This window comes from Ciceribacter ferrooxidans (assembly GCF_004137355.1).
Lineage (GTDB): Bacteria > Pseudomonadota > Alphaproteobacteria > Rhizobiales > Rhizobiaceae > Allorhizobium > Allorhizobium ferrooxidans.
In genome coordinates, this window is the sequence record NZ_SDVB01000253.1 from 624998 (window position 1) to 650696 (window position 25699).

General features: G+C 64.4%; 20 protein-coding genes. 12 read left to right on the forward strand and 8 right to left on the reverse strand.

From position 1 onward, the window contains the following. The first annotated feature begins 59 nt into the window (after positions 1–59). Entirely contained in the window at positions 60–959 is a 900-nt protein-coding gene (gene folD / locus EUU22_RS19640; protein WP_129333658.1) for a bifunctional methylenetetrahydrofolate dehydrogenase/methenyltetrahydrofolate cyclohydrolase FolD, read from the forward strand. 26 nt (positions 960–985) lie between these two features. On the opposite strand, the gene EUU22_RS19645 is transcribed toward folD, so the two are convergent. Further along, on the reverse strand, positions 986–2011 hold the full coding sequence (locus tag EUU22_RS19645) for a LacI family DNA-binding transcriptional regulator (RefSeq protein WP_129333659.1): 1026 nt from the start codon (positions 2009–2011) through the stop codon (positions 986–988). Between the two features lie 276 nt (positions 2012–2287). Here EUU22_RS19645 and EUU22_RS19650 point away from each other — a divergent pair, with 276 nt between their 5' ends. From EUU22_RS19650 to EUU22_RS19680, 7 genes are all read left to right on the forward strand, one after another. Next, positions 2288–3646: an ABC transporter substrate-binding protein gene (locus tag EUU22_RS19650; RefSeq protein WP_129333660.1), complete on the forward strand. Its 1359-nt coding sequence runs from the start codon at positions 2288–2290 to the stop codon at positions 3644–3646. An 81-nt stretch (positions 3647–3727) separates the two neighbouring features. Then, positions 3728–4738 carry a carbohydrate ABC transporter permease gene (locus EUU22_RS19655; protein WP_129333661.1) on the forward strand — a complete coding sequence of 337 codons (1011 nt, stop codon included), beginning with the start codon at positions 3728–3730 and terminating at the stop codon, positions 4736–4738. Position 4739: 1 nt separating this feature from the next. Beyond that, a complete protein-coding gene (locus tag EUU22_RS19660; protein WP_129333662.1) occupies positions 4740–5888 on the forward strand; it encodes a carbohydrate ABC transporter permease in 1149 nt (382 codons plus the stop codon). A 39-nt stretch (positions 5889–5927) separates the two neighbouring features. Then, complete coding sequence (bglA, locus tag EUU22_RS19665; protein WP_129333663.1) at positions 5928–7583, forward strand: beta-galactosidase BglA; 1656 nt, start codon at positions 5928–5930, stop codon at positions 7581–7583. 17 nt (positions 7584–7600) lie between these two features. After that, positions 7601–8692, forward strand: coding sequence for an ABC transporter ATP-binding protein (locus EUU22_RS19670; RefSeq protein WP_129333664.1), 1092 nt, complete (start codon positions 7601–7603; stop codon positions 8690–8692). A 134-nt stretch (positions 8693–8826) separates the two neighbouring features. After that, positions 8827–9234 (forward strand): hypothetical protein, encoded by a 408-nt coding sequence (locus EUU22_RS19675; protein WP_129333665.1) that lies wholly within the window; start codon positions 8827–8829, stop codon positions 9232–9234. 381 nt (positions 9235–9615) lie between these two features. Then, the gene (locus tag EUU22_RS19680; protein WP_165351227.1) at positions 9616–10845 is read left to right on the forward strand and encodes a DUF2778 domain-containing protein; all 1230 of its coding nucleotides are present in this window, start codon (positions 9616–9618) and stop codon (positions 10843–10845) included. A 5-nt stretch (positions 10846–10850) separates the two neighbouring features. Here the strand turns inward: EUU22_RS19680 and EUU22_RS19685 are convergent, their stop codons facing one another. After that, a complete protein-coding gene (locus tag EUU22_RS19685) occupies positions 10851–11864 on the reverse strand; it encodes an AraC family transcriptional regulator (RefSeq protein WP_129333667.1) in 1014 nt (337 codons plus the stop codon). A gap of 84 nt (positions 11865–11948) precedes the next feature. Between EUU22_RS19685 and EUU22_RS19690 the strand changes: the two genes are divergently transcribed. Then, a complete protein-coding gene (locus EUU22_RS19690) occupies positions 11949–13154 on the forward strand; it encodes an MFS transporter (RefSeq protein ID WP_129333668.1) in 1206 nt (401 codons plus the stop codon). 78 nt (positions 13155–13232) lie between these two features. Here the strand turns inward: EUU22_RS19690 and edd are convergent, their stop codons facing one another. From edd to EUU22_RS19715, 5 genes are all read right to left on the reverse strand, one after another. Beyond that, positions 13233–15050 carry a phosphogluconate dehydratase gene (gene edd, locus EUU22_RS19695; RefSeq protein WP_129333669.1) on the reverse strand — a complete coding sequence of 606 codons (1818 nt, stop codon included), beginning with the start codon at positions 15048–15050 and terminating at the stop codon, positions 13233–13235. A gap of 127 nt (positions 15051–15177) precedes the next feature. Next, positions 15178–15876: a 6-phosphogluconolactonase gene (gene pgl / locus EUU22_RS19700; protein ID WP_129333670.1), complete on the reverse strand. Its 699-nt coding sequence runs from the start codon at positions 15874–15876 to the stop codon at positions 15178–15180. A 5-nt stretch (positions 15877–15881) separates the two neighbouring features. Continuing rightward, on the reverse strand, positions 15882–17354 hold the full coding sequence (gene zwf / locus EUU22_RS19705; RefSeq protein ID WP_129333671.1) for a glucose-6-phosphate dehydrogenase: 1473 nt from the start codon (positions 17352–17354) through the stop codon (positions 15882–15884). Positions 17355–17454: 100 nt separating this feature from the next. Then, a complete protein-coding gene (locus tag EUU22_RS19710) occupies positions 17455–18741 on the reverse strand; it encodes an NAD(P)/FAD-dependent oxidoreductase (protein ID WP_129333672.1) in 1287 nt (428 codons plus the stop codon). A 9-nt stretch (positions 18742–18750) separates the two neighbouring features. After that, the gene (locus EUU22_RS19715) at positions 18751–20187 is read right to left on the reverse strand and encodes a glutamine synthetase family protein (RefSeq protein WP_129333673.1); all 1437 of its coding nucleotides are present in this window, start codon (positions 20185–20187) and stop codon (positions 18751–18753) included. Between the two features lie 126 nt (positions 20188–20313). Between EUU22_RS19715 and EUU22_RS19720 the strand changes: the two genes are divergently transcribed. After that, the gene (locus tag EUU22_RS19720; protein ID WP_129333674.1) at positions 20314–21495 is read left to right on the forward strand and encodes a BaiN/RdsA family NAD(P)/FAD-dependent oxidoreductase; all 1182 of its coding nucleotides are present in this window, start codon (positions 20314–20316) and stop codon (positions 21493–21495) included. Between the two features lie 151 nt (positions 21496–21646). Here EUU22_RS19720 and EUU22_RS19725 read toward each other — a convergent pair whose 3' ends face one another. Further along, complete coding sequence (locus EUU22_RS19725) at positions 21647–22009, reverse strand: hypothetical protein (RefSeq protein ID WP_129333675.1); 363 nt, start codon at positions 22007–22009, stop codon at positions 21647–21649. A 91-nt stretch (positions 22010–22100) separates the two neighbouring features. Here EUU22_RS19725 and EUU22_RS19730 point away from each other — a divergent pair, with 91 nt between their 5' ends. Together EUU22_RS19730 and EUU22_RS19735 are read left to right on the forward strand one after the other, a co-directional pair. Next, a complete protein-coding gene (locus EUU22_RS19730) occupies positions 22101–22970 on the forward strand; it encodes a LysR family transcriptional regulator (RefSeq protein WP_129333676.1) in 870 nt (289 codons plus the stop codon). Positions 22971–23127: 157 nt separating this feature from the next. Next, a complete protein-coding gene (locus EUU22_RS19735) occupies positions 23128–25659 on the forward strand; it encodes a methyl-accepting chemotaxis protein (RefSeq protein ID WP_129333677.1) in 2532 nt (843 codons plus the stop codon). Positions 25660–25699 lie beyond the last annotated feature (40 nt).

Below are 25699 nucleotides of genomic sequence, written 5' to 3' on the forward strand. Positions count from 1 at the left end.
CGGCGCTACTTCCCGGACGCTAGCTTTGCCGGCAGCGAACCAACGTGAAGGGGATAAGCGTGACGACGGTTATTGACGGCAAGAAGGCGGCGGCTTCGGTCATCGAGGCTGTGACGAGGGCGGCGACGGATCTGGAAAAAGATACCGGCAGGCGGCCAGGACTGGCCGTCGTCCTGGTCGGCACCGATCCCGCAAGCCAGACCTATGTCGCGTCCAAGAGCCGGATGGCGAAGGAGTGCGGCTTCACCTCGGTCCAGCACACCCTTTCCGAGGAAACGACCCAGGAAGCGCTTATGGCGCTGGTGGCGGAGCTCAATGCCGATCCGTCGGTCGACGGTGTGCTTGTCCAGTTGCCGCTGCCGAAGCATCTCGATTCGGAAAAGGTCATCCAGTCGATCCTGCCGGAGAAGGACGTCGACGGCTTGCACGTCGTCAACGCCGGCAAGCTCGCGACCGGAGACAGCGAGACCGGGCTCGTCTCCTGCACGCCGGCCGGAGCCATGATCCTCGTCCGTTCGATTCATGGCCGCGACCTTTCTGGCCTCAACGCGCTGGTCATCGGCCGCTCCAATCTCTTCGGCAAGCCGATGGCGCAGCTCCTGCTCGCCGCCAACGCGACCGTCACGATCGGCCATTCGCGCAGCCGTGACCTCCCGGCGCTTGCTCGCAACGCCGATATCCTGGTGGCCGCGGTCGGCCGGCCGGAAATGGTCAAGGCCGATTGGGTGAAGCCCGGCGCGACGGTGATCGACGTCGGCATCAACCGCATCGCGGCACCGGAGCGGGGTGAGGGCAGGACGCGCCTCGTCGGCGACGTCGCCTTCCCGGAATGCGCGCCGGTCGCCGGTGCGATCTCGCCGGTTCCCGGCGGTGTCGGGCCGATGACGATCGCGATGCTGATGGCGAATACGGTGATCGCCGCCTACCGTGCGGAAGGCAAGCCGGCGCCAAAATTCTGACACCATAGTCCCGGTCTGACCGGCGCTCAGCGCGGCGCCGGTCCGGTCGAGGCGCGGATGACGAGATCCGCCTTCCAGAGTTCCTGCTCCGGGGGCTGCGGCTCCGTCCGCTTGATCTGCGCGATCAGCCGTTCGGCGATGCGGATACCGGCAGCCCTCAGTGATGAACGGGTGGTCGTCAGCGGCACCGTGAAATTCTCCGGCTTGAGAAGCGGCAGAACGTCGTCATGGGCGACGAGCGAGATATCGTGCCCGAGCCGGAGCCCGGCGAGATTGATCGCCCTGACCGCCCCGAGCGCCAGCACGGTACTGGCACAGAGCACGGCCGTCGGCGGATTTTCTTCCCGCAGCAGCGCCGACATTTGCCGGAAGCCCTGTTCGTCGGTCATCGCCGTGTGATGGGTGAGGGCGGGGTCGAGTGACAATCCGCGCGCCTTCAATGCCGTCTTCGTCCCCACTTTCCGGCGGATGGCGAAATCGAGATCGCGAGGGCCGTTGAGAAGCGCGATCCGCCGGTGCCCGAGATCGAGCAGCAGGTCGGTCGCGTCCCGGAAGGCGCCCTCGTTATCGACGTCGAGATAGGGATAGTCCTCCTCGATGCCGTGCGAACGGCCGTGGATGAGGAACGGCACGCGCAGCGACTTCGCCATGGCGATGCGGGGATCTTTCTCGCGCATGTAGGCGAGGTAGTAGCCGTCGACGCTGCCGCTCGCCACCAGCCAGCGGATCGCCTGTTCTTCTTCCCGCGGATGGGAAGGCATGATGACGAAATGGAAATCGTGCTTCAGCGCTTCCTCGCCGATGCCGGAGAGGAATTCGCCGAAATGCACGTCGGAGGCGTGGCCGGCAGCGGCAGGCATCACGAGGCCGATCGAGCCTGCCCTGCCGGTCGCAAGCCGTTGTGCCGCGCGGTTCGGCCGATAGCCTGTTTCCGCGGCGGCCTTGAGCACGCGCTTTCGCGTTTCCTCGTTGACCTCGGGATAGCCGTTGATCGCCCGGCTGATCGTCGTCTGCGACAGGCCGAGAAGTTCCGACAATTGCTTGAGGTTCACGGTCCTCCACTCCTCCTGGGTGCCGGCTCCGTTGGGGGCACCCGGCCTATTTAGCAGCAGGCCGGGGGCTGACAACAAGAAAATAAAAAGGCAATCTTGCGTTGTTTGAGTAATCGCGAAAGCACGCGGCACCGATCGCCGTCGTGACGAAAAGAGCTTGACTCTTTTTCCTGCAAAGTGAAATGAGGAGAAGCCAAAGCGCTTTGAATGACCCGCTTATTGATAATTTGGCCCGTCGGATCAACCGACGGAGAGTGTGATGGGAGGTAAGATCACATGAAGAAAGCCTTTACGCTGGGCGTTGCCGTACTCGCCCTGACCGCCGTGTCCGCAGGTGCCGCGGAGCTGAAGTTCAAACCCGGCGAAGACAGCAAGTTCAACTGGGCGAGCCTCGAGGAGTTCAAGAAGGGCCACGACCTGAAGGGGGAGACGCTCACCATCTTCGGACCCTGGCGTGGTGAGGACCAGACCCTCTTCGAGAGCATTCTCGCCTATTTCGAGGACGCCACCGGCATCGACGTGAAATACTCCTCCTCGGAGAACTACGAGCAGCAGATCGTCATCGACACCCAGGCCGGCAGTCCGCCGAACATTGCCATCTTGCCGCAGCCGGGCCTGATCGCCGACCTTTCCGCCAAGGGTTACCTTGTGCCGCTCGGCGAAGAGAACAAGCAGTGGCTTCTCGACAACTACGCCGCCGGCCAGTCCTGGGTCGATCTTTCGACCTACAAGGGCAAGGACGGCAAGGCCGCCATCTACGCCTTTCCCTACAAAATCGACGTAAAGTCGCTGGTCTGGTACGTCCCGGAGAATTTCGAGGATGCCGGCTATGAAGTGCCGAAGACCATGGAAGAGCTGAAGGCGCTGACCGAGAAGATCGTCGCTGACGGCGGCACACCGTGGTGCATCGGGCTCGGTTCCGGCGGTGCGACTGGCTGGCCGGCGACGGACTGGGTCGAGGACCTGATGCTGCGCACCCAGCCCGCCGACGTCTACGACAAGTGGGTGTCCAACGAGATCAAGTTCACCGACCCGGCCGTCATCGGTGCAATCGAAGAGTTCGGCTGGTTCGCGAGGAACGACAAGTTCGTCGACGGTGGTGCTGCCGCCGTTGCCTCGACCGATTTCCGCGACAGCCCGAAGGGTCTCTTCACGTCGCCGCCGAAGTGCTACCTCCACCACCAGGCTTCCTTCGTTCCGTCCTTCTTCCCGGAAGGCACAGTGGTCGGTCAGGATGCGGACTTCTTCTACATGCCGCCCTACGAGAGCAAGAAGGAGCTCGGCAATCCGGTTCTCGGTGCAGGCACGCTCGCCATGATCGCCAAGGACAGCCCGGCCGCCCGCGCCTTCATCGACTTCCTGAAGACGCCGGTCGCCCACGAGCTCTGGATGGCGCAATCGAGCTTCCTCACGCCTTACAAGTCCGCCAACAAGGCCGCCTATGCGAATGCGCCGATGAGCAAGCAGGGGGATATCCTCCTCAATGCCACGACGTTCCGCTTCGACGGCTCCGACCTGATGCCCGGCAAGATCGGCGCCGGCGCGTTCTGGACCGGCATGGTCGACTATTCCGGCGGCAAGTCCGCGCAGGATGTTGCCGAAGGCATCCAGAAGGCCTGGGACGGCCTGAAGTAAGGTTCGCCGAACCGATCGCGACGCCGGCCGCCAGCGGACGGCGTCGCGTAAACAGTCGACGTCTCGCCGGGAGGGGACTTCTTGGAACAGCTGCTCTATGCCTCTGTGACGATCGCCATCGGGGTGGCGGCCGCATTGGGCTATTTCTACGGGTCGAACCTGCTGCTCGACCTCGTCTTCCCCGCGAATATCCCCGATTCCGCGCGCGCCTCGCGCAACCTGCGCCGTGCCGGCATGGTTCGGCCCTGGCTTTTCCTCGGACCGGCGCTCGTCTCGCTGACCGTCTACCTCGTCTATCCGGTGTTCTCTTCGGTCGTGTATTCCCTTCACGACCGGGCCGGCGAGAATTTCGTCGGGCTCGCCAACTACCGCTGGATGCTGAACGACGCCGAGTTCCGCCAGTCGATCTTCAACAATATCCTCTGGCTGCTCGTAGTGCCCGCGGCGTCGACGCTGTTCGGCCTGATCATTGCGGCGCTGACCGACCGCATCTGGTGGGGCAATATCGCCAAGTCGCTGATCTTCATGCCGATGGCGATCTCTTTCGTCGGCGCGTCGGTCATCTGGAAGTTCGTATACGACTACCGTGATGTCGGCGCCGAGCAGATCGGCATCCTCAACGCCATCGTCGTGGCGCTCGGCGGCGACCCGCAGATATGGATCACGCTGCCCTTCTGGAACAATTTCTTCCTGATGGTCATCCTCGTCTGGATCCAGACGGGCTTCGCCATGGTGCTCCTCTCCGCCGCACTGCGCGGCATTCCCGAGGAAACGATCGAGGCCGCCGTCATCGACGGTGCCAATCCGTGGCAGATATTCATCCGGATCAAGGTGCCGCAGATCTGGGGCACGATCGCCGTCGTCTGGACGACGATCACGATCCTCGTCCTCAAGGTTTTCGATATCGTGCTGGCGATGACCAATGGCCAGTGGCAGACGCAGGTGCTTGCGAATCTGATGTTCGACTGGATGTTCCGAGGCGGTGGCGACTTCGGCCGTGGCGCCTCGATTGCCGTCGTCATCATGGTCATGGTCGTACCGATCATGATCTGGAACATCCGCAATGCCCGGCGTGAGATTGAGGGTCGTTGACATGCATGCAGGCAGCATCCGATCCCCGCTCACCTGGTTCGTCCACCTCTCGGTTCTCTTTCTCGTGGTGCTCTGGACCTTGCCGACCGCCGGCCTCTTCATCTCCTCCGTGCGCGACAAGGACCAGATCGTCGCGTCCGGCTGGTGGACAGCGCTTTCCACGTCGACCCAGAACGCCATCTACCGCGCTCCCGCCCCCGACAAGCAGGTCGAGGAAAACGGCGAGTTCGTCATTTCCGGCAATGTCTTCGAAGGCGGCAAGGGCAATGTCACGGCCTTCGGTGCGTCGAGCCAGCAGCCGGCCGCCTACGAGGCGGGCGCCACGGCCGAGTTGAAGGACGGGCAGAAGCTGACGGTGCTGGAGAACGGCGATTTCCGCATCACCTCGGCGACCGCCATGGAGGGAACCCGCGGCCAGCGCATCTTCTACACCGCCGCGGTGCCGCCGCGCTTCACGCTCGACAATTACCGCACGGTTCTCTCGGCCGAGGGCATCGGGGCCTCCTTCCTCAATTCGCTGACGGTCGCCATTCCTTCCACGATCATTCCGATCCTGGTCGCTGCCTTTGCCGCCTACGCGCTGGCCTGGATGCAGTTTCCCGGGAGATCGCTGATCCTCGCGGTGATCGTCGGGCTTCTGGTCGTACCGTTGCAGATGTCGCTCATTCCCCTTCTCAAGATGTACAACGAGGTGGGGGCCTTCTTCGGGATCTCGTCCAAGGGCTACTTCGGCATCTGGCTCGCCCACATGGGCTTCGGTCTTCCGCTCGCGATCTATCTGCTTCGCAACTACATCGCCGGCCTGCCGCGCGAGATCATGGAGTCGGCCCGCGTCGACGGCGCATCCGATTTCACGATCTTCACGAAGATCGTCCTGCCGCTCTCCTATCCGGCGCTCGCCTCCTTCGCGATCTTCCAGTTTCTCTGGACCTGGAACGACCTTCTCGTGGCGATGGTCTTTCTCGGCACCGGCAATGACGAACTGGTGCTGACGGGGCGCCTGGTCAACCTGCTCGGCTCGCGCGGCGGCAAGTGGGAGATACTGACAGCCTCCGCCTTCATCACCATCATCGTGCCGCTTCTCGTCTTCTTCACCCTGCAGCGCTACCTCGTCCGCGGTCTGCTTGCGGGTTCGGTCAAGGGCGGCTGAGCGGCGGCGGACGAAATGTACAATCCTGAAGGAAGAGAAATGACAGCAATGACAGAGGCGACGCTTTCGCCCGACAAGGACTGGTGGCGCGGCGCGGTGATCTACCAGATCTATCCGCGCTCCTACCAGGACTCCAACGGCGACGGGATCGGTGATCTCAAGGGGATCACCGCGCGCCTGCCGCACATCGCGGCCCTCGGCGCCGATGCCATCTGGATCTCGCCCTTCTTCACCTCGCCGATGAAGGATTTCGGTTACGACGTCTCGAACTACACCGACGTCGATCCGATGTTCGGATCGCTGGCCGATTTCGACGCGATGATCGCCGAGGCCCATCGGCTCGGGATCAGGGTGATGATCGACCTCGTCATCTCGCACACGTCCGACCAGCATCCGTGGTTCGTCGAAAGCCGTTCGAGCCGCATCAATGCGAAATCCGACTGGTATGTCTGGTCGGATCCGAAGCCGGACGGCACGCCGCCGAACAACTGGCTGTCGATCTTCGGCGGGTCCGCGTGGCAATGGGACCCGACCCGCATGCAGTACTACATGCACAACTTCCTGACCTCGCAGCCGGACCTCAACATGCACAATCCGCAGGTCCAGGACGCGGTGCTCGATGCCACCCGTTTCTGGCTGCAGCGGGGCGTCGACGGCTTCCGCCTCGACACGATCAATTTCTATTTCCACGACAAGCTGCTGCGCGATAACCCGCCGCTCGCCCCGGAGCGGCGCAACGCCTCGACCGCACCGGCGGTCAATCCCTATAATTTCCAGGACCACCTGTACGACAAGAACCGGCCGGAGAACCTCGAATTCCTGAAGCGTTTCCGTGCGCTGCTTGAGGAGTACCCCGCGATCGCCGCCGTCGGCGAGGTGGGTGACAGCCAGTACGGGCTGGAGATCGTCGGCCAGTACACCTCGGGCAACGACAAGATGCAGATGTGCTACGCCTTCGAGTTCCTGGCGCCCGAGCCGCTGACGCCGAAGGTGATCGCCGAGACCCAGAGAGCCTTCGCGCTCGCCGCGCCGGAAGGCTGGGCCTGCTGGGCCTTCTCCAATCACGACGTGGTCCGGCATGTGAGCCGCTGGGGTGCCGGCGTCGCCGACCGTAGCGCGTTCGCCAAGCTGATGGCGGCGATCCTGATGACCCAGCGCGGTTCGGTCTGCATCTATCAGGGCGAGGAACTGGGGCTCACCGAAGCAGACATCGCCTTCGAGGACCTGCAGGATCCTTACGGCATCGAGTTCTGGCCGGAGTTCAAGGGACGCGACGGCTGCCGTACGCCGATGGTCTGGGACAATCTCGCGGCTCAGGCTGGTTTCTCGACCGCTTCGAAGCCCTGGTTGCCGATCCCGGTCGAGCACGTTCTGAACGCCGTGAGCGTGCAGGAGGGCAGGGAGGATTCGGTGCTCGAGCAGTACCGTCGCTTTCTCGCCTTCCGGCGTGGCCATCCGGCGCTCGCCAAGGGCGCGATCGAGTTCCACACCGTCGAGGCGTCGGCGCTCGTCTACAGCCGCATTCTCGGCGACGAAACCGTCCTCTGCGCATTCAACATGAGTTCGGAACCGGCAACGCTGACCACGCCGGCCGGCCGCTGGACGGCGCTCGAAGGGCACGGCTTTGCAGCCGAAGTCGTTGATGACAAGATCAAGCTTCCGGCCTGGGGCGCGTTCTTCGCGCGTCGCGGCTGACAGAAAGAGGGGAGAACATGGCAGGTCTCGTTCTGAAGGATATCCGTAAGAATTACGGGCAGGTCAAAGTCCTGCACGGCATCGACCTGGAGATCGAGCAGGGCGAGTTCATCGTCTTCGTCGGACCGTCGGGTTGCGGCAAGTCGACCCTCTTGCGCATGATCGCCGGGCTGGAGGATGTGACCTCCGGCGAACTCCTGATCGATGGCGAGATCGTCAATGACGTTCCGCCCTCGAAGCGCGGCATTGCCATGGTCTTCCAGTCCTATGCCCTCTATCCGCACATGACGGTCTACGACAACATGGCGTTCGGCATGCGGATCGCCGGCCTCCCTCGCGACGAGATCGACAAGCGCGTGCGGTCTGCCGCCGATATCCTGCAGCTCGGCCCCTATCTCGACCGGCTGCCGAAGGCACTCTCCGGCGGTCAACGCCAGCGTGTCGCGATTGGCCGCGCGATCTGCCGCGACCCCAAGGTCTTCCTCTTCGACGAGCCGCTGTCGAACCTCGACGCGGCACTGCGCGTGGCGACCCGCATCGAGATCGCCAAGCTCAACGAGAGCATGCCGGACACCACGATGATCTACGTCACCCACGACCAGGTCGAGGCGATGACGCTTGCCGACCGCATCGTCGTGCTGTCGGCTGGCCGTATCGAGCAGGTCGGTGCACCGCTCGAGCTTTACGAGCATCCGGCCAACCTTTTCGTCGCGCGGTTCATCGGCTCGCCGGCCATGAACATCATGCCGGCGACGATCCTGGAAACCGGCAAGACGACGACGATCGCGCTGAAGGACGGCAGCACGGTTTCGGTCGATATCGAGACGCCGGCTTCCGACAAGGGAAAGAATGCGAGTTTCGGTGTGCGGCCGGAGGATCTCAGCATCGCCAATGGCGGCAGCCAGCTCTTCGAGGGCACCGTCAGTCTCGTCGAGGCGCTCGGCGAGGTGACGCTGCTCTACGTCGACGGTCCGGTCGAAGCTGAACCGATCACGGTCAAGCTGCCGGGCGTGGCCGGCGTCAAGAAGGGCGAAACCCTGCGCTTTGCCGCGGACCGGGCGAAACTGCATCTCTTCGACGAGAGTGGACACAGCTATTACAAGGGTTGACCATCGGTCGTTAACCTCTCGTTCGCCATGATGCAGAACCAGGGCGGAAGGCAGGTTTGAGCCTCCGTTATGTCACGTTCTGTTAAATCTCGAAGGGCTACCTTTCCATCAGACGATGTGGAAGGGGAACCGAGATGGCGAGCTTTTCGGGTGGCACGAACTACCTGCAGCGGGAAGAATCCTTCATGTATGACCGCGAAGGGCGGTTCCGCATGGAAGACACCCGCAATGCTGCACGCATCGAGTATACCGAGAAGGGCGTCATGCATATGGCGGCGCGCCGCTGCGACGTCATCAGGATTTCCCGCAGCAGTGCCGTCCTCGGCCTGCTCACGCAGTACACCCTGCCGCAGCAGTTTTACCTCGATATCCCGGATGCACGGATCTCGAAGATCGGTTGTGTCCTCATGAAGGTCTTCGTCAACAACACGATCGAAGTGCGTTTCCTTCGACTGTTGTCGGAGAAGGAACTCGATCGCATCTTCGTCTTCTCGACCCATCCCGCCCATCGCGACAAGGTACTCGACATACGCTCGTGGTGAGTGCCTGTCCGTTTCGGCGGAAGAAACGATGAACGAGTAGGAGGCCGTGCCAGCGCACGGCCTTTCTGTTTTTCCGGGCCCCTCTGCGCCTGTGTCGCCTTTTGCAGCCACGGCACAGTTCTTCGCGGGGCGTAAACCTCTTGGTTACCAACTTTCTTCATAGTTTAGCTTGTTCGAAAGACGCCGCCCCCCTTTGGCCACAACCGGATCATCAATTCGGCAAAGTTGCTGGGCAGGAGCGGCGGATGAGTTTTGTGTCCGGTAGCGAGTAAGAGTATGTCGTCGTCGAGTAAGTTGCGTCGCCATCAGAACAGTGCCCCTCGAAGCCGCGGTCCGTCGCGTAAGTCCCTTGTCGTCGCCGGACTCCTGAGCGCGGGCGCGGTGACGGCGCTCTGGACCTCGGCGGTCATCGCGACGGTCCACACAATGGGCGGCTCCGACGATACAGGATACCGGCACGGCACCAGAGCGAGCCTTGCGCTCATGCTCCATGACCCCGCGCTGACCGTCACTGCACCTTCCAAGACCTCCCGTCCGCCGGCTCCGCCGGCCGCCATCGAGGCGGCAAAGATGCGGATCGCCGCGGCCGTCGCCCGCACTGATGATGCCGAGTTCGCCGTTCTTCCGGATGCGATGAGCCTCGCCTCCGTCGACAAGTCGGATCGTCTGGACTGGTCGCGGGCAGGCGTATCCCCCGATGAACAGGTGCTGGCCGTCCTGAAGAAGGCTCTGGCGCGCGCCGAGGGCGAACGGGTGGCGAAACTCGCGCTTGCTGCCGAACTCGAGAAGGAGCAGGCGGTCCTCGCCAAGGCACAGATGACGGCTTCCGCGGCCGCGACCAATGACGAGCTCACCACCGGCTCGGTGCCTGCCGCGACCGGTACGGCGACGGCGCTCGCCTATGCCGCACCCACCTCGGTGCGTGAAACGGTCGACAGCGCGCTCGTCGAGGACGCCTTCGGCGAGGTGCTCGCTGGTGGCGCGGAGATGGACGAAGGGTTGCCGGAAGACGGACCTCTCCCCGTGACGCGCCCGCGGGTCGCCGCGCCGGCCGCCAAGGCCGAGGTCGAGCAGGACTCCAACCCGACCGACAAGCCGGCCAAGTCGCCACTTCTTTCTTACGCCAAGCCTTCGACCTCGATCATCGAGGAGGACGACGACCGCCCATCGATCTTCGGCCGTAAGGCGCAGGCTCCCGGCCGCGGCAGCCGGATTGCCGTCTATGATATCTCTGCCGGCGTCGTGCACATGCCGAACGGCGAGAGGCTCGAGGCTCATTCCGGCCGCGGTTCCTACCGCGACAATCCGAAATACGTGCATGTGAAGAACCGCGGCTCCACGCCGCCGAATGTCTACAGCCTGCGCATGCGCGAGTCGCGCTTCCACGGCATCGAGGCGATCCGCATGACGCCGGTCGGCGACGCCAAGATGTATGGCCGTGACGGCTTCCTCACCCACACCTATCTCCTGAGGGTGCGCGGCGATTCCTCCGGCTGCGTCGTCTTCAACGACTACAACCGCTTCCTGAAGGCCTTCAAGCGCGGAGAGGTCAAGACCCTGATCGTCGTGCCGCGGATGGCCGACCTCAATCGCTACATGGCGATGCTCTGAGGCTTCTACATCGCGGCGCGAGGCAGATCTTGCCTCGCCTCGCCGGCGATCGCACCGGGCGGGCGCCCGGTCACTCTCTTGAAGGCCCGCGAGAAGGCCGCATGCGAGCCGTAGCCCAGCCGATGGGCGGCGGTCTCGATCGGCATGCGGTCGCGGCTGATCCATTGGGCGGCAAGCCGCATGCGAAGCTCGGTCAGATAGCGCACCGGCGTCATGCCGGTGACCGCAAGGAAACGCTCGGCGAAGACGGAGCGTGATGCGCCCATGAGCTTCGCCAGTTCCGCAAGCGTCCAGTCGCGGCCCGGCTCGCGATGAAGGGCGACCAGCACGCGCCCGAGACGTGGATCGCGTAGCGCGGCAATCCATCCCGTGGCGTCGCCGCAGCCGCATTCCACCCATGCCCGGACGATGGAGGCTGCGACCACGTCCGCGAGGCGGGCGAGGATACCCGCATAGCCGGCGCGGCCCTGGCTGACCTCCCGTGCCATGGCCTCGAGCATCGGCAGGATCTCCGGATAGCGGACCATGATCGTGCCCACCCGCATGACCTCCGGCATCAGCGCGACGAGCGGATGCATGCCCCCGAGATCAAAATCCATGCAGGCGGAGAAGATCAGGACGCGCTCCTTCTCGCTGCAGGCACTTTCGTCGCAGGCCCTGATGTCACTCACCATCGAACAGAGAGGCTCCCGCCGCAACGAGGCGAGCTCGGTGCAGGGCTGGGAGACATCCGGTGACGAACCGATTAGGTGCAGACCGCCGCGCGGCAGAAGTGCCGCATCACCCGCCTTCATCTCGTGCAGCACGCCGCTCGGCGCCCGCAGCGCAATTGACCCGCGCGCGACGAACAGGAATTTCGCCCGGCTGTCACCCTCGCCGAAGGCATAGGCGAAAGGTGGCGAGAGTTCCATGCGGCGGTAGTCGACGCCAACGAGCCGCATGCCGAGCAGCAGCTCGCTGACGAGGTCCGTGTCGAGCAAGCCGGACGTAGCTAAATTGTCGGACTTTCGATCAATCATAGCGGACTATGTGACATAGAAAGTCCGGAGAGTCCAGACTAGTTTCTTGCCGTGCAACTCCTCCCATCGCGAAAGGACAAACTGATGACTTCCACGACCAATCGCGACCGGGGCGCCGGCGGGCCACTAGTGCCGGCCTGGTCCGCGGTCGCCTCCATGACGATCGGCGTTTTCAGTCTGGTAACCGCCGAGTTCCTGCCGGCAAGCCTCCTGACTCCCATCGCCGCCGAACTGTCGATCAGCGAAGGCTCGGCGGGTCAGGCGGTGACGACCACCGCGCTCTTCGGGTTCATCTCCAGTCTGCTGATTACCGCCGCAGCGCGCGGGACAGACCGTCGCAAACTGCTGATGTTCTTTTCCGCGCTGCTGGTCGCCTCCAACCTGTTCGTCGCCTTCGCACCGGGATTGCCGTTGCTGCTCTTCGGCCGTGTGCTCCTCGGCGTGGCGCTCGGCGGATTCTGGGCCATGTCGACCGCCGTCACCATGCGGTTGGTGCCGCCAGCTCTCGTACCGAGGGCGCTTGCCATCCTCATGAGCGGCGTATCGGTCGCAACCGTGCTCGCAGCGCCGGTGGGCAGCTATCTCGGCGATCTCATCGGCTGGCGCGACGTCTTCCTGCTCGCGGCGGCGCTGGGGCTTGCCGCCCTGCTGGCGCAGTGGCTGACCCTGCCGAGCCTGCGCCCGACCGGTACCGCAAAACTCGGCACGCTGGTCGAGGTGCTCCGTCGACCAGGCATCGGCCTCGGCATGCTGGCCGTGCTCCTCGTCTTCGGTGGCCACTTCGTCTTCTTCACCTATCTCCGCGCCTATCTCGAGAGCGGCAGCGGCTTTTCGATCGCCTCGATCTCGACGATCCTGCTCGGCTTCGGCGTCGCCAACTTCCTCGGCACGCTTCTGGCCGGCAGGCTCGTGCAGAAGAGCCTGCGTCTGACGCTGGTCACGGCGCCGCTTCTCATGGGCACGCTTGCGCTGGCGATCGTCGCTATCGGCACGAATCCGGTCTTCGACGTCCTTGCGGTCGTGCTCTGGGGCCTGTTCTTCGGCGGCGTGCCGGTGGCCTGGTCGAGCTGGATTGCGCGCACCGTGCCGGACGAGGCCGAAAGCGCGGGCGGCCTCTTCGTCGCCTCGATTAACTTCGCAATCGGTCTCGGCGCCGGATTGGGTGGCGTGATCTTCGACTTCGGCGGTGGTATGGCGACGACCGCCATGAGCGGGATCGTACTGATCCTCGCCGCCTTCAGCATTCTGGTCGGCGTACGTTCGCGGACGCCGGTCGCCGTCGCAGCCTGACGATCAGGTTTGGAAGAAGAAAAGGGCGGGTCCGCGTGACCCGCCCTTCTCCATGCGTACAGCGCGTCGTGTTGACGCTCAGTAGAGCACGCTGGCGCCTTGGTCGGCGGGGCCGGCGGTGCGGCGGAAGGTGGCGAAGAGTTCGCGTCCGAGGCCGAATTCGTTGTCGGAGAGATCGACGGTGACCGCCGGGCGGGCGTCGAACTCGGCCGCGTCGACCATCACCTCCAGCGTTCCGGCGACGGCATCCAGACGGATCATGTCGCCGTTGCGGATCCTGGCGATCGGTCCGCCGTTGCTCGCCTCCGGCGTCACGTGGATTGCCGCCGGCACCTTGCCCGAAGCGCCGGACATGCGTCCGTCGGTGACGAGCGCCACCTTGTGGCCGCGATCCTGCAGCACGCCGAGGGGAGGGGTGAGGCGATGCAGTTCCGGCATGCCGTTCGCGCGCGGGCCCTGGAAGCGGACGACGGCGACGAAGTCGCGGTCGAGCTTGCCCGCCTTGAAGGCGTCCTGCAGCTCCTGCTGGTCATGAAAGACGATCGCCGGCGCCACGACCACGTGCCGCTCGGGTTTCACGGCGGAGATCTTGATCACCGACTTACCGAGATTGCCGGTCAGCATCTTCAAACCGCCGGTCGGCTGGAACGGCGTCTCGATTGCGGCGAGCACCTTCGGATCGGCACTCTTCTCGGGAGCCGCCTCGCGATGGACCGTGCCGTCGTCCGCGAGCCGCGGCTCGACGGTGTAGGCGGCAAGCCCGTGACCGTAGACGGTGCGAACATCCTCATGCAGGAGACCGCCCTTCAGGAGTTCCTTGATGAGGAAGCCCATGCCGCCGGCGGCATGGAAATGGTTCACGTCGGCGAGACCGTTCGGATAGACACGAGCGAGAAGCGGCACGATGTCGGAGAGATCGGAGATGTCCTGCCAGGTCAGCTCGATACCGGCGGCGCGCGCCATCGCGACGAGGTGCATGGTGTGATTGGTGGAGCCGCCGGTCGCATGCAGTCCGACGACGCCGTTGACGATCGAGCGTTCGTCGATCATCTCGCCGACCGGCGTGAACTCGTTGCCGAGCGCGGTGATGGCGAGCGCCCGCTTGGCGGCTTCACGCGTCAGCGCTTCGCGGAGCGGCGTGTTCGGGTTGACGAAGGAGGCGCCCGGCATGTGCAGGCCCATGATCTCCATCAGCATCTGGTTGGAGTTCGCCGTGCCGTAGAACGTGCAGGTGCCCGGACCGTGATAGGATTTCGATTCGGCTTCCAGCAGTTCGGCGCGGCCGACCTTGCCTTCGGCATAAAGCTGGCGGATACGCGACTTCTCGTCGTTCGGCAGGCCGCTGGTCATCGGTCCGGCCGGAATGAAGACGGCCGGCAGGTGGCCGAAGGTCAGCGCTGCGATCGCCAGGCCGGGAACGATCTTGTCGCAAATGCCGAGATAGACGGCCGCATCGAACATGTTGTGCGAGAGACCAACGGCCGTCGCCATGGCGATCAGGTCGCGGGAAAAGAGCGAGAGCTCCATGCCGGGCTGGCCCTGGGTGACGCCGTCGCACATGGCCGGGACACCGCCGGCGACCTGCGCCACGCCGCCGGCCTCGCGCGCCGCTTCGCGGATGATCGCGGGGAAGGTCTCGAACGGCTGATGTGCCGACAGCATGTCGTTGTAGGAGGTGATGATGCCGAGATTGGGCACGGTGTCGCCGGCGAGATCCGCCTTCTCCGACGGCGCGCAGGCGGCGAAGCCGTGGGCGAGATTGCCGCAGGAGAGCACCGAGCGATGCACGCCCTTGGCAATCTGGCTGCGGACGCGGTCGAGATAGCGCTCGCGGCTCGGCTTCGAGCGTTCGACGATGCGCTTGGTGATGGCTTCGATGCGTTTGTCGGCGGTCATGGATATCATCCTGTCTGTTCGGGTGAACGGACCGCGAAGGGAGGATCGCACGCCCGTTCGGGCTCATCTCGGCGCCGGCCCGGCCGGCAGTCGGGCTGCCGGCGGTGCGGACGCGACAAGAAGGGCGTCAGGGCGCCCAGTATATCTCGACGGGCGAGGCGGCGCGATTGAGAACCGCGCGAACCGGCATATCGGCCTCGTCCTTGCCGGCGAGCGCCTTTTCGAGCACGGCCTTCTTCTCCGCGCCTTCGATATGAAGCACCAGAAGCCGGGCATCCTGAAGGCTGGAGAAGGAGAAGGTGAGGCGGGTTTCGCCGGCGCCTTGCGCCTCCATGGTCATCACCCGCCTGGGCAGCGAGAGGTCGAGCGCCTCCGCAAGGTGGTTGCCACCGGGGAAGAAGGAGGCGGTGTGGCCGTCATTGCCCATGCCGAGCACGACGACGTCGAAGGGCTGCGCGAGTGCCGCCGCCGCTTCCGTTGCACGTTCCGCGGCGTCTTCCGCTGAGGCCGCCGCGCTGAAGAGCGGCAGGAAGCGCGCCCTTGCCGCCGCGTTCTTCAGGAGATGGGTCGCGACCAGGAGGTGGTTGGAGCGCGGATTGTCGGCGGGCACGAAGCGTTCGTCGACCAGCGTCACGGTGACCTTCTCCCAGTCGATCGCCTCGCGCGAGAGGGCATCGAAGAAGGCCTTCGGCGTCGAACCGCCGGAGACGGCGATCGAGGCCTTGCCGCGCGCGGCGACCGCCGCCGAAAGGGCGGTGGCGACGATGGAGGCAAGAGCTGCCGCGAGTGCGGCGCCGTTTTCGAATGTGTTTTCCTTGCTCGTCATGGCGCTTACTCGACCTCGTGCCAGGTACGGCCGTCACGCTCGATGAGCGCGATCGCCTGGCTCGGCCCCCAGGTGCCGGCGGTATAGCCCTGCGTCTTCTGCCCGGTTTCCTCCCAGGCGGTCAGGATCGGATCGACCCAGCGCCATGCGGCCTCGACCTCGTCGCGGCGCATGAACAGCGTCTGGTTGGAGCGGATGACGTCCATCAGCAGGCGCTCGTAGGCGTCCGGATTGCGCACGTCGAAGGCCTGCGCGAAGCTCATGTCGAGCGACACGTGGCGAAGGCGCATGCCGCCCGGACCCGGATCCTTGATCATTAGCCACTGCTTGACGCCTTCGTCCGGCTGCAGGCGGATGACGAGCTTGTTCGCCTCGATGCGGCCGGCGGCATCGCCGAAGATCGAATGCGGGATCGGCTTGAAGGTGATGACGATTTCCGACATGCGGGTTGCGAGCCGCTTGCCGGTGCGCAGGTAGAAGGGCACGCCGGCCCAGCGCCAATTGCCGATCTCGGCCTTGATGGCGACGAAGGTTTCCGTGTCGGAGGGGCCTTCGAGTTCCTCGGTATAGCCCTTGACCGGACCACCGGCGGAGGCGCCGGCCTTGTACTGGCCACGCACCGTCAGGCGCTCGACGTTAGAGGGGTCGATCGGCTTCAGCGAGCGCAGCACCTTGAGCTTTTCGTCGCGGACGGCTTCCGCATCCATCGAGTTCGGCGCTTCCATGGCGACGAGGCAGAGAAGCTGCAGCATGTGGTTCTGCACCATATCGCGCAGCGCGCCGGCCTTGTCGTAGTAGCTGACGCGGCCTTCGAGGCCGACCGATTCGGCGACCGTGATCTGCACGTGGTCGATATGGGCCGAGTTCCACAGCGGCTCGTAGAGCGCGTTGGCAAATCTCAGCGCCATCAGGTTCTGCACCGTCTCCTTGCCGAGATAGTGGTCGATGCGGAAGATCTGATCTTCCTTGAAAACCTTGCCGATCGTGTTGTTCAGCACCTGCGCGGAGGCGAGGTCGCGACCGATCGGCTTTTCGACGACGATGCGGGTGGACTTGGTGATGAGGTCGAAATCGCGGATCTTGTCGGCGATGTCGCCGAAGATCGAAGGCGAGACGGCGAGATAGAAGGCCCGCACGATGTCCTTGCCGTCGTCGAGCAGTGTCTTCAGCCGGTCCCACCCCTCCGGCGACTTCGCGTCGACCGGGACGTAGAAGATGCGTGCACAGAACTTTGCGACCTCGGCATCGTCGTATTCGCCCTGCCGCAGATGCTCCTTCAGCGCGTTTTCAGCGAACTTGCGGTAGTCGTCGTCGGAGAGCGGTGTACGTGACGCGCCGATGATGCGGGTCGGCTCGGTCAGCTGGCCGGCGAGTTGCCGGTGATAGAGCGCCGGCAAGAGCTTGCGTTCTGCAAGGTCGCCGGTGCCGCCGAAGACGACGTAGTCAAAGGGCTCAACGGGGATAATCTGGCTGCTCATGCGAGGCATCTCTCAGTCGGAAACGTTGGTGCGTTTCTAATCTAATCGATTTAAAAAAGCCAGTAGGGCGATGCCGATTTCGCGCGTGATCGCGAAAAGTTCAGAACCGGTCCCTCAACGCATACCACGTCAGCGCCAGAAAGAGGAGCGGGCTACGGAACCGCGGACCGCCGGGGAAGGGCCGGATTTTCAGCTCCCTCAGGTATTCGAGCTCCGACGAACGTCCGAGTACCATCTCGCCATAGAGCTTGCCGCAGTAGTTCGACAGCATGACGCCGTGGCCGGAATAGCCGCCGATCGAGGTGACGCCCGGCATCACCTCGCGAACGAAGGGCTTGCGCGGCATGGTGATGCCGACCGAGCCTCCCCAGCCATGGGTGATCTCGATCGCCTTGAGTTCCGGATAGACCTCGGCGATCTGCCGACGGATATGGGCTGAGATGTCCCGTGGTGCGTCGGCCGTATAGGCCTCGCGTCCGCCGAAGAGCAGCCGGCCGTCGCGGGATTTGCGGAAATAGCGCACGACGAAACGGGAATCGGCGACGGCCTCGCCGCCGGGGATGACGCTCGGGAATTTGTCGAGCGGCACGGTCGCCCCGATGAAGGAGCGGATCGGCATGACATGCGCGGCGGTGACCGGTTCGAGATTGCCGATATAGGCGTTGGTGGCGATCAGCACGCGGTTCGCGGTGACCGTTCCCTTCGGCGTGTCGATCAGCGTCTTGCCGCCCGCCTGCCGGATGGCGTTGGCCGGCGTCATCTCGTGGATTGCGGCGCCTGCAGCGCCCGCCGCGCGTGCAAGCCCGACCACCAGCTTCAGCGGGTGGATGTGGCCCGTGCCGCTGTCGTAGACGCCGTGGTGGTAATGGCTGGAGCCGAGACGTTCGGCAGTCTCCTTCGCATCCATGAATCGCAGATGCGGGTAGCCATAGCGGGTCGCGGCGATCTCGGCGGTATGCTGGTACTCCCTTTCGTGCCCCGGCTTGTGGGCGACGTTCATCTGCCCCGGCATGAACTCCATGTCGATGCCATGCTCGGCAGCGAAGTCGAGGAGGTACCTTTTCGCGTGTTCGGCAAGGTCGAACAGCGCCTTCGAGCGCTCGTAGCCGAGTTCGGCCTCGAGTTCGTCCGGATAGGCGCGCTGGCCGGTGCCCAACTGGCCGCCGTTACGGCCAGATGCCCCGTCGCCGATCCGGCAGGCCTCGATCAGCACGACCGAGACGCCGCCCTTCGCGAGCGTGTAGGCGGCCTGCAGGCCGGTATAGCCGCCGCCGACGATGGCGACATCGGCCGTGGTCGAGCCGTCGAGCGCCGGATATTCGGTACGCTCGCCGACGGTCGCCTGGTACCAGGAGATCCCCGGCGCGATCGGGCTTTGCCAGGTCATGGGAGCCCCTTACACGTTCAGCAGCAGGAATTCACGTTCCCACGGGCTGATCACCTGCATGAAGGTCTCGAACTCGCCACGTTTTACCCCGGCATAGAGCCCGATGAACTCCTCGCCGAGCACCTCCGCGAGCGCCGGTTCGGATTCCATCAGCGAGACGGCTTCGAGCAGCCCGCGCGGCAACTCGACGGAACCTTCGTTCGCGGTCCCTTCGGAGGCTTCCGTCGGTTCCGCGCCCCTGACGATGCCGAGATAGCCGGCGGCGAGCGAGGCGGCGAGCGCGAGATAGGGGTTGGCGTCCGAGCTCGGCAGGCGGTTTTCGACACGTCGGGCGGCGGCGTTGGACACCGGCACGCGGAAGGCGGTGGTGCGGTTGTCGTAGCCCCAGGCGTTGTTGACCGGCGCCGACATGTCGGGCGTCAGGCGACGATAGGAGTTCACATAGGGCGCCATCATGACAAGCGCCTTGGGCACGAAGGCCTGCATGCCGCCGATGAAGTGGAAGAATTCCTTCGACGCCGACCCGTCCGGATTGGAGAAGATGTTCTTGCCCGTATCCTTGTCCACGACGGACTGGTGGATGTGCATGGCCGAACCCGGCTGGCCCTGCATGGGCTTGGCCATGAAGGTTGCGTAGATGCCGTGCTTCAGCGCCGCCTCGCGGATCGTGCGCTTGAACAGGAAGACCTGGTCGGCGAGCTCGATCGGGTTGCCGTGGCGCAGGTTGATCTCCAGCTGGGCCGGCCCCTCCTCATGAATGAGGGTGTCGATCTCGAGCCCCTGTTTCTCCGAGAAGTGGTAGATGTCGTCGATCAGCTCGTCGAACTCGTTGATGCCGGCGATCGAATAGCCCTGGCCACCGAGGATCGACCGGCCCGACCGGCCTTTCGGCGGGTGCAGCGGATAGTCGGGGTCGTCGTTCATGGCGACGAGATAGAACTCGATCTCAGGTGCCACGACCGGCCGCCAGCCCTTTTCCTCGTAAAGCCGCATGACGTTTTTCAGGACGTTGCGCGGTGTGTAGGAGACCTGCTCGCCGTTCGAGCCGACGACGTCGCAGATCACCTGCGCGGTCGGGTCGGTTTCCCATGGCACGACGGAAAGGGTCGAGAGGTCGGGCACGAGCTTCAGGTCGCTATCGCGCGGCTCGTAACGGAACTGGCCGCTCTCCTCCGGGTATTCGCCGGAGATCGTGTGGCGATAGAGTGCCGAGGGCAGGGCGAGCGACGTGTCGCCGGTGAACTTCGAGGTCGGCATCATCTTGCCGCGCGGGACACCCGCGAGGTCCGGCGTGATGCATTCGATGTCCTCGATTCCGCGGGCACGAAGCCAGGCGGTGGCATCCTTCCAGGTCTTTACGCCGCGGGTCGACTGGATGTCCGGGGGAATGCTTGCCTTTTTTGATGCCGCGCCGTGGGGTCTGAGCATTGTTTTCTTTGCAGGCATGTCTCACCGGTTGGGTTGTTGATGGCGCCATCATAACCGGACTTCGTAAATTGGCGAGGGGGGAAACCACGTTGACTTTACGGCGGCGATCGAAAACACAGGTCTTCTTTGTCAGAGGGTCGGGACTTGGCGCGTATATTTGATGTTGCTGTCATAGGGGCGGGTGCGGCAGGCATGATGTGCGGGCTCGTCGCGGGCAAGCGTGGCCGGCGCGTGCTGCTGCTCGACCATGCCGGCACGCCGGGGGAGAAGATCCGTATATCGGGCGGCGGCCGCTGCAACTTCACCAATCTTCATGCCGGGCCGAAGAACTTCCTCTCGGCGAACCCGCATTTCGCCAAGTCCGCGCTCGCCCGCTTCACGTCCGCCGATTTCGTCGCGATGGTCGATCGCCACGGCATCGCCTGGCACGAAAAGACGCTCGGACAGTTGTTCTGCGACGACAGTGCCAAGGACATCATCCGTATGCTGCTCGACGAGATGCGGGCGGCGGATGTGGAACTGCGGCTTGGCGTCGAGATCTCCGCGGTCGAAAAGGGTGAGGGCGGCTTTCGGCTGCAAACGACGGACGGAGAAATCCGCGCCGCTTCCGTGGTGATCGCGACAGGTGGCAAGTCGATCCCCAAGATGGGCGCGACCGGCTTCGCCTACCGCGTCGCCGCCGACTTCGAGCTGAAGGTGACCGAGACGCGCCCCGGCCTCGTGCCGCTCACGCTCGACCCGGCGCTGCTTGCCGAGCTTGCGCCACTCGCCGGCGTTTCCGTCGATGCCGAGGTGCGGCACGGCAAGACGTCCTTCCGGGAGGCGCTGCTCTTCACTCACCGGGGTTTGAGCGGTCCGGCGATCCTGCAGATTTCGAGCTACTGGAGGGAGGGCGACGAGATCACGCTGGCGCTCGAGCCGGATGTCGATTTCGCCGCCCTGTTGAAAGCGGCGAAGCGCGAGAACGGCCGGCAGGCGGTGCAGACCGTACTCGCCCGGCATCTGCCGAAACGGCTCGCGCAATATGTCGTCGAACGACTCGCTGTCGACAGGCCGCTCGCCGATCTGTCGGACAAGGTGCTGGAGGCGCTTGCCGCATTTCTCCATGGCTGGGCGATCAAGCCGGCCGGCTCGGAAGGTTACCGCACGGCGGAGGTGACCCTCGGCGGCATCGACACGGCGGAGCTCGATTCCAGGACGATGATGGCGAAGCGGGTGCAGGGTCTTTACTTCGTGGGCGAGTGCGTCGATGTCACCGGCTGGCTCGGCGGCTATAACTTCCAGTGGGCCTGGGCCTCCGGTCATGCCGCCGGCGAGAGCGTGTGACACGCTTTTTCAGCACTTGTTAACGGGGCGGGCGCATGCTCGTTCGACGGGATACGACGATCGTCGTTGCGACATCTTGTCGAGTGGCGAACCGCGACAACCGTGAACTAGGTTGCTCAACAGTATTCGTGGGGTAGCAGTGATGAGACAGTCAAATCGCAGAGCACGCGCAATCGCCATTGCCCAGGCGCAAGACGATCGCCGCGTCCTTCTTCGGCGCACGGCCGCCCTCGGCTTTGCCGCCTGCTGCATTCTGACGGCCTTCGCCGAACTCGTCCTGTAAGCGACAGGACACTGCCGTCACGCTGCCTCCGGACGAGGCGGCTTCTTCCTCCCCGTCCGCGGCGGCTGTCTTCGCCCGACCGGACCACCGGGCGAAAACCTTGCGAGCCTTTTGCCACGGAGCCTCGCCGTAGTGCGCGTAAAAGGCATCTTCCTCTGCGAGCGTCGGCCGCCGCGTGGCGGTCTGGGACGAGACCAGGCGGGCGAGCAGCAATCCTGCGAATTCGTACATGGATGTATCTCCTCTGGGTGAAACACATCCACCTATCTATAGCGCCAAATTTGCTTCATAAACCGACGAGAATGCACTACATTTTTCATCCATGAAAAATGCATCTTGGGACGCCTACCAGATTTTCTTGCTCGTCGCCCGGCATGGCGGCCTTTCCGGCGCGGCCGGGGAGACCGGCTTGAGCCCGGCCACCATCGGCCGGCGGATGATCGAGTTCGAGCGCAGGATTGGCCGCCCATTGTTCGTGCGCAGCCAGAGCGGCTATGCCCTCACAGGCGACGGCCGGCGACTGCTGGAGCAGTTGAGCGACATGGAGGCGGCGGCCCGTCGCATAGAGGCGTGGCGCGAAGAGGCCGCTGCTCCGGCACTGGTCAGGCTGGCGGCCGGGACCTGGATCGCATGGCTCGTCAGCGAGAATTTTCCGGCGCTGCTTACCGAGCGCGATCCGTTCCGCATCGATCTCCACATCGCCGAGCAGCGGGCGGCTCTGGCTCACCGCGAGTGCGACATTGGCATCCGCGCCTTCGAGCCCGAGGAGTTGAACCTCGCCAAGATTCCGGCCGGCACCACCGCTTACGCCCCGTACCGGGCGCGCAACACCGCAGATCACGGACCGGGCCGCTGGCTGGCGGTCGACACCGAGAACGCGATTTCGGCCTATCTGCGCTGGCCGCACCAGAACAAGGCCGAGAACATCGTGGTGACTGTCAATCGTCCCCGCTCGTTGCGCGACCTTGCGCTCGCCGGCGCGGGGATTGCCGTTCTGCCTTGCTTCGTCGGCGATCTGGAGCCGAAGCTCGAGCGGGCGGGGCCCGAAATCGCCGAACTGCGCCACCGCCAATGGATCGTGATGAACAACGACGACCGTCACCGGCGGGAGATACGTACCGTCGCCGATCGCCTCTCGCGCCTTTTGAAAGCGCATGAGGAACTCTTCTGCGGCAAACGCCCGCTGGCCTAAAGTCCCGTCGTCGGGCGGTCTTCAGGCGTATTTGTCCTCTTACTTTAGTAGCATCCCGTTCAGAATTTCTTCAGCCCCTCATGAGAGAAGCATTTCAGGGGCACATGTCAGGTTCGGTCAATGTAACCGGACGCGACAACTCATGAGGGGTAAGCTGATGCTGGTCGATCGTCTGCTGGCGCGTTTCAAGATCCAGACCAAGGTTCTCGTCTTCATCTTTCCGTTCGTTGTGAGCATTTCGGCGGTGGGGCTCACTGGCCTCTATGCGTCGAACATGCTGCAGGGTCGGATGGACATCTCCAACACCGTCCTGCAGACGCTGAGCGGGTTCAAGAAGGTCTACGTCTCGATGACGACCTTCCTGCAGGAGACGAACGAGCAGACCAGGGCCGCACTCGAAGACGATATCGCGACGCAGTCGGCGGCACTCAAGGACACCCATGCCGGCCTTTCCGGGCTGGAGGGCCAGACGGAGATGGATGCGGCGATCGCCGGAACCGACGCGATCGGCGCCAAGGCGGCCGACCTCTGGAGCCTGCATCAGGATGAAGTCACTCTCCGCGCCGGCCTCGAAGGCGACCTCGCGGCCCTGATGACCGCCCGCGGCGAGCTCATCAAGTATGCGACAACCGTGCGCGAGGCGCTCGCAGCCGACGAATCCAAGGCCAAGGGCCTGCTGCGTCAGGCGGAAAAACTCAACCGCGGCGCCGCCCTCATCTCCAAGATCGTCACCGATTACAACATGCTGACGACGCCGCAGGAGAAGATGGACCTGGTCAAGAAGGAATTCGGGGACCTCGCGACCGCGAGTGCGGACATTACCAGTGTCCTGCCGGTCGACCAGGTCGCGCTCGGCAACGCGATCGCCGACAGCGTCGCCGTGGTCAAGAAGCAGCTCGACCTCGGCGTCGTCAACGACGGAACCATCGGTGCCGTCGACCGGGCGATCAACCTCCTGCGCCCGGCCGGCATCAAGCTGCAGGGCGCTTCGACGGTGAAGTCGCGCGAGGCGACGCGCGTTTTCGGAACACTCGACCGGCCGATGGCCGAGGCGACGGCGCTGCTTGCGGCGACCCAGAAGCTCGCCGATGCGGTCAATACCGTGGATTCCCGCGCGTCGCGCTTCCTCGGAGCGCCGCAGGAGGAGACCCTGTCGCGACTGAAGACCGCGCTCGACGGACTGCGTACGGATGCTGACAGGTTTGCCTCCGATCCGACCGTCGCCAAGGACGCCCACGACAGGGTGGCGGCGCTGTTGCCGCTCGTCGACTCGATTGGCAAGCGCGCCGGCGATCTCGTCGGACTTGCCGTGAAGCGTGCCGACTCCTTCAAGGCGGCCGCAAGCGACATCGACGGGATCTGGTCCAATCTCACCGCCTTTGCCGCCCTGCAGCGCGAGGCGGCGGGAAGCGAACGCGACAAGGCGAACCGCATCTCGGCAACGGCGACGATCCTCGGCGTGCTGATCGCGATCTTCGCCGGCATCGGCCTCGTCGTCACCTTCAAGGGGCCGATTACCCAGATCACCGCGGCGATGCGCCGGCTCGCCGCCGGCGATCTTGATGCCGGCGTGAATGGCGATGCCCGCGCCGACGAGATCGGCGAGATGGCCCGTGCGCTCGGCGTCTTCAAGGAGAATGCGCTCGCCAAGATCCGCATCGAGGCGGAAAGCGAACAGGAGCGTGCCGCGGCGGAGGCCGAACGGCAGCGCAACGATCTCGAAAAGCAGGAGATCGACCGGCAGATCGAATTCGCCGTCAACGCGCTTGCTGCCGGTCTCGGGCGGCTTGCCGACGGCGATGTCTCTGCGACCATCGAGACGCCCTTCGTCGGCCGGCTCGAGGACCTGCGCAACGACTTCAACCGTTCGCTGACGCGCCTCCAGGATACGATCGGCACGATCATCTCCAACGTCTCCCTGATCCAGGGCAACGGCCAGCAGATGTCGCAGTCCGCGGCCGAGCTCTCGCGCCGGACGGAAGCGCAGGCAGCCTCTCTGGAGGAAACGGCGGCCGCCGTCGACGAGATCACCGTGACCGTGCGCTCCTCGGCCGAAAGGGCCCGCGAGGCCAATGCAATCGTGGTTGCCACCCGCGGCAGCGCCGACGCTTCCGCGGAGGTCGTCAAGAACGCGATTTCGGCCATGGGCCGGATCGAGAATGCATCGCAGAAGATCGAACAGATCATCGATGTGATCGAGGACATCGCCTTCCAGACGAACCTGCTCGCGCTCAATGCCGGTATCGAGGCGGCCCGGGCCGGCGAAGCCGGAAAGGGCTTTGCCGTCGTCGCCCAGGAAGTGCGCGAGCTTGCCCAGCGCTCCGGCTCCGCGGCGAAGGAGATCAAGGACTTGATCAATACTGCCGCGGCCGAAGTCGGCGGCGGTTCGCGCCTCGTCCAGCAGACGGGTGACGTGCTCGCCCGCATCGGCGAGCAGATCATGTCCATCAGCCAGCACGTCGAGGTGATCGCCCGCGGCAGCCAGGACCAGGCGGCGGCGCTCGCGGAGGTCAACGACGCCGTCAACCAGATGGACCAGATGACCCAGCAGAATGCGGCGATGGTCGAGGAGACGAGTGCAGCGAGCAGCCAGCTCGCCTCCGAGGCCGACGCGCTCCTGGCTCTCGTCCAGCAGTTCCGCATCGATGGTCGTCCGCAGGATCGACGGACGGTTCGCTCGGCGGCCTGAGCGAACTACCGCGCGAAAAATAAGCCCGCGCAGGTCCCCG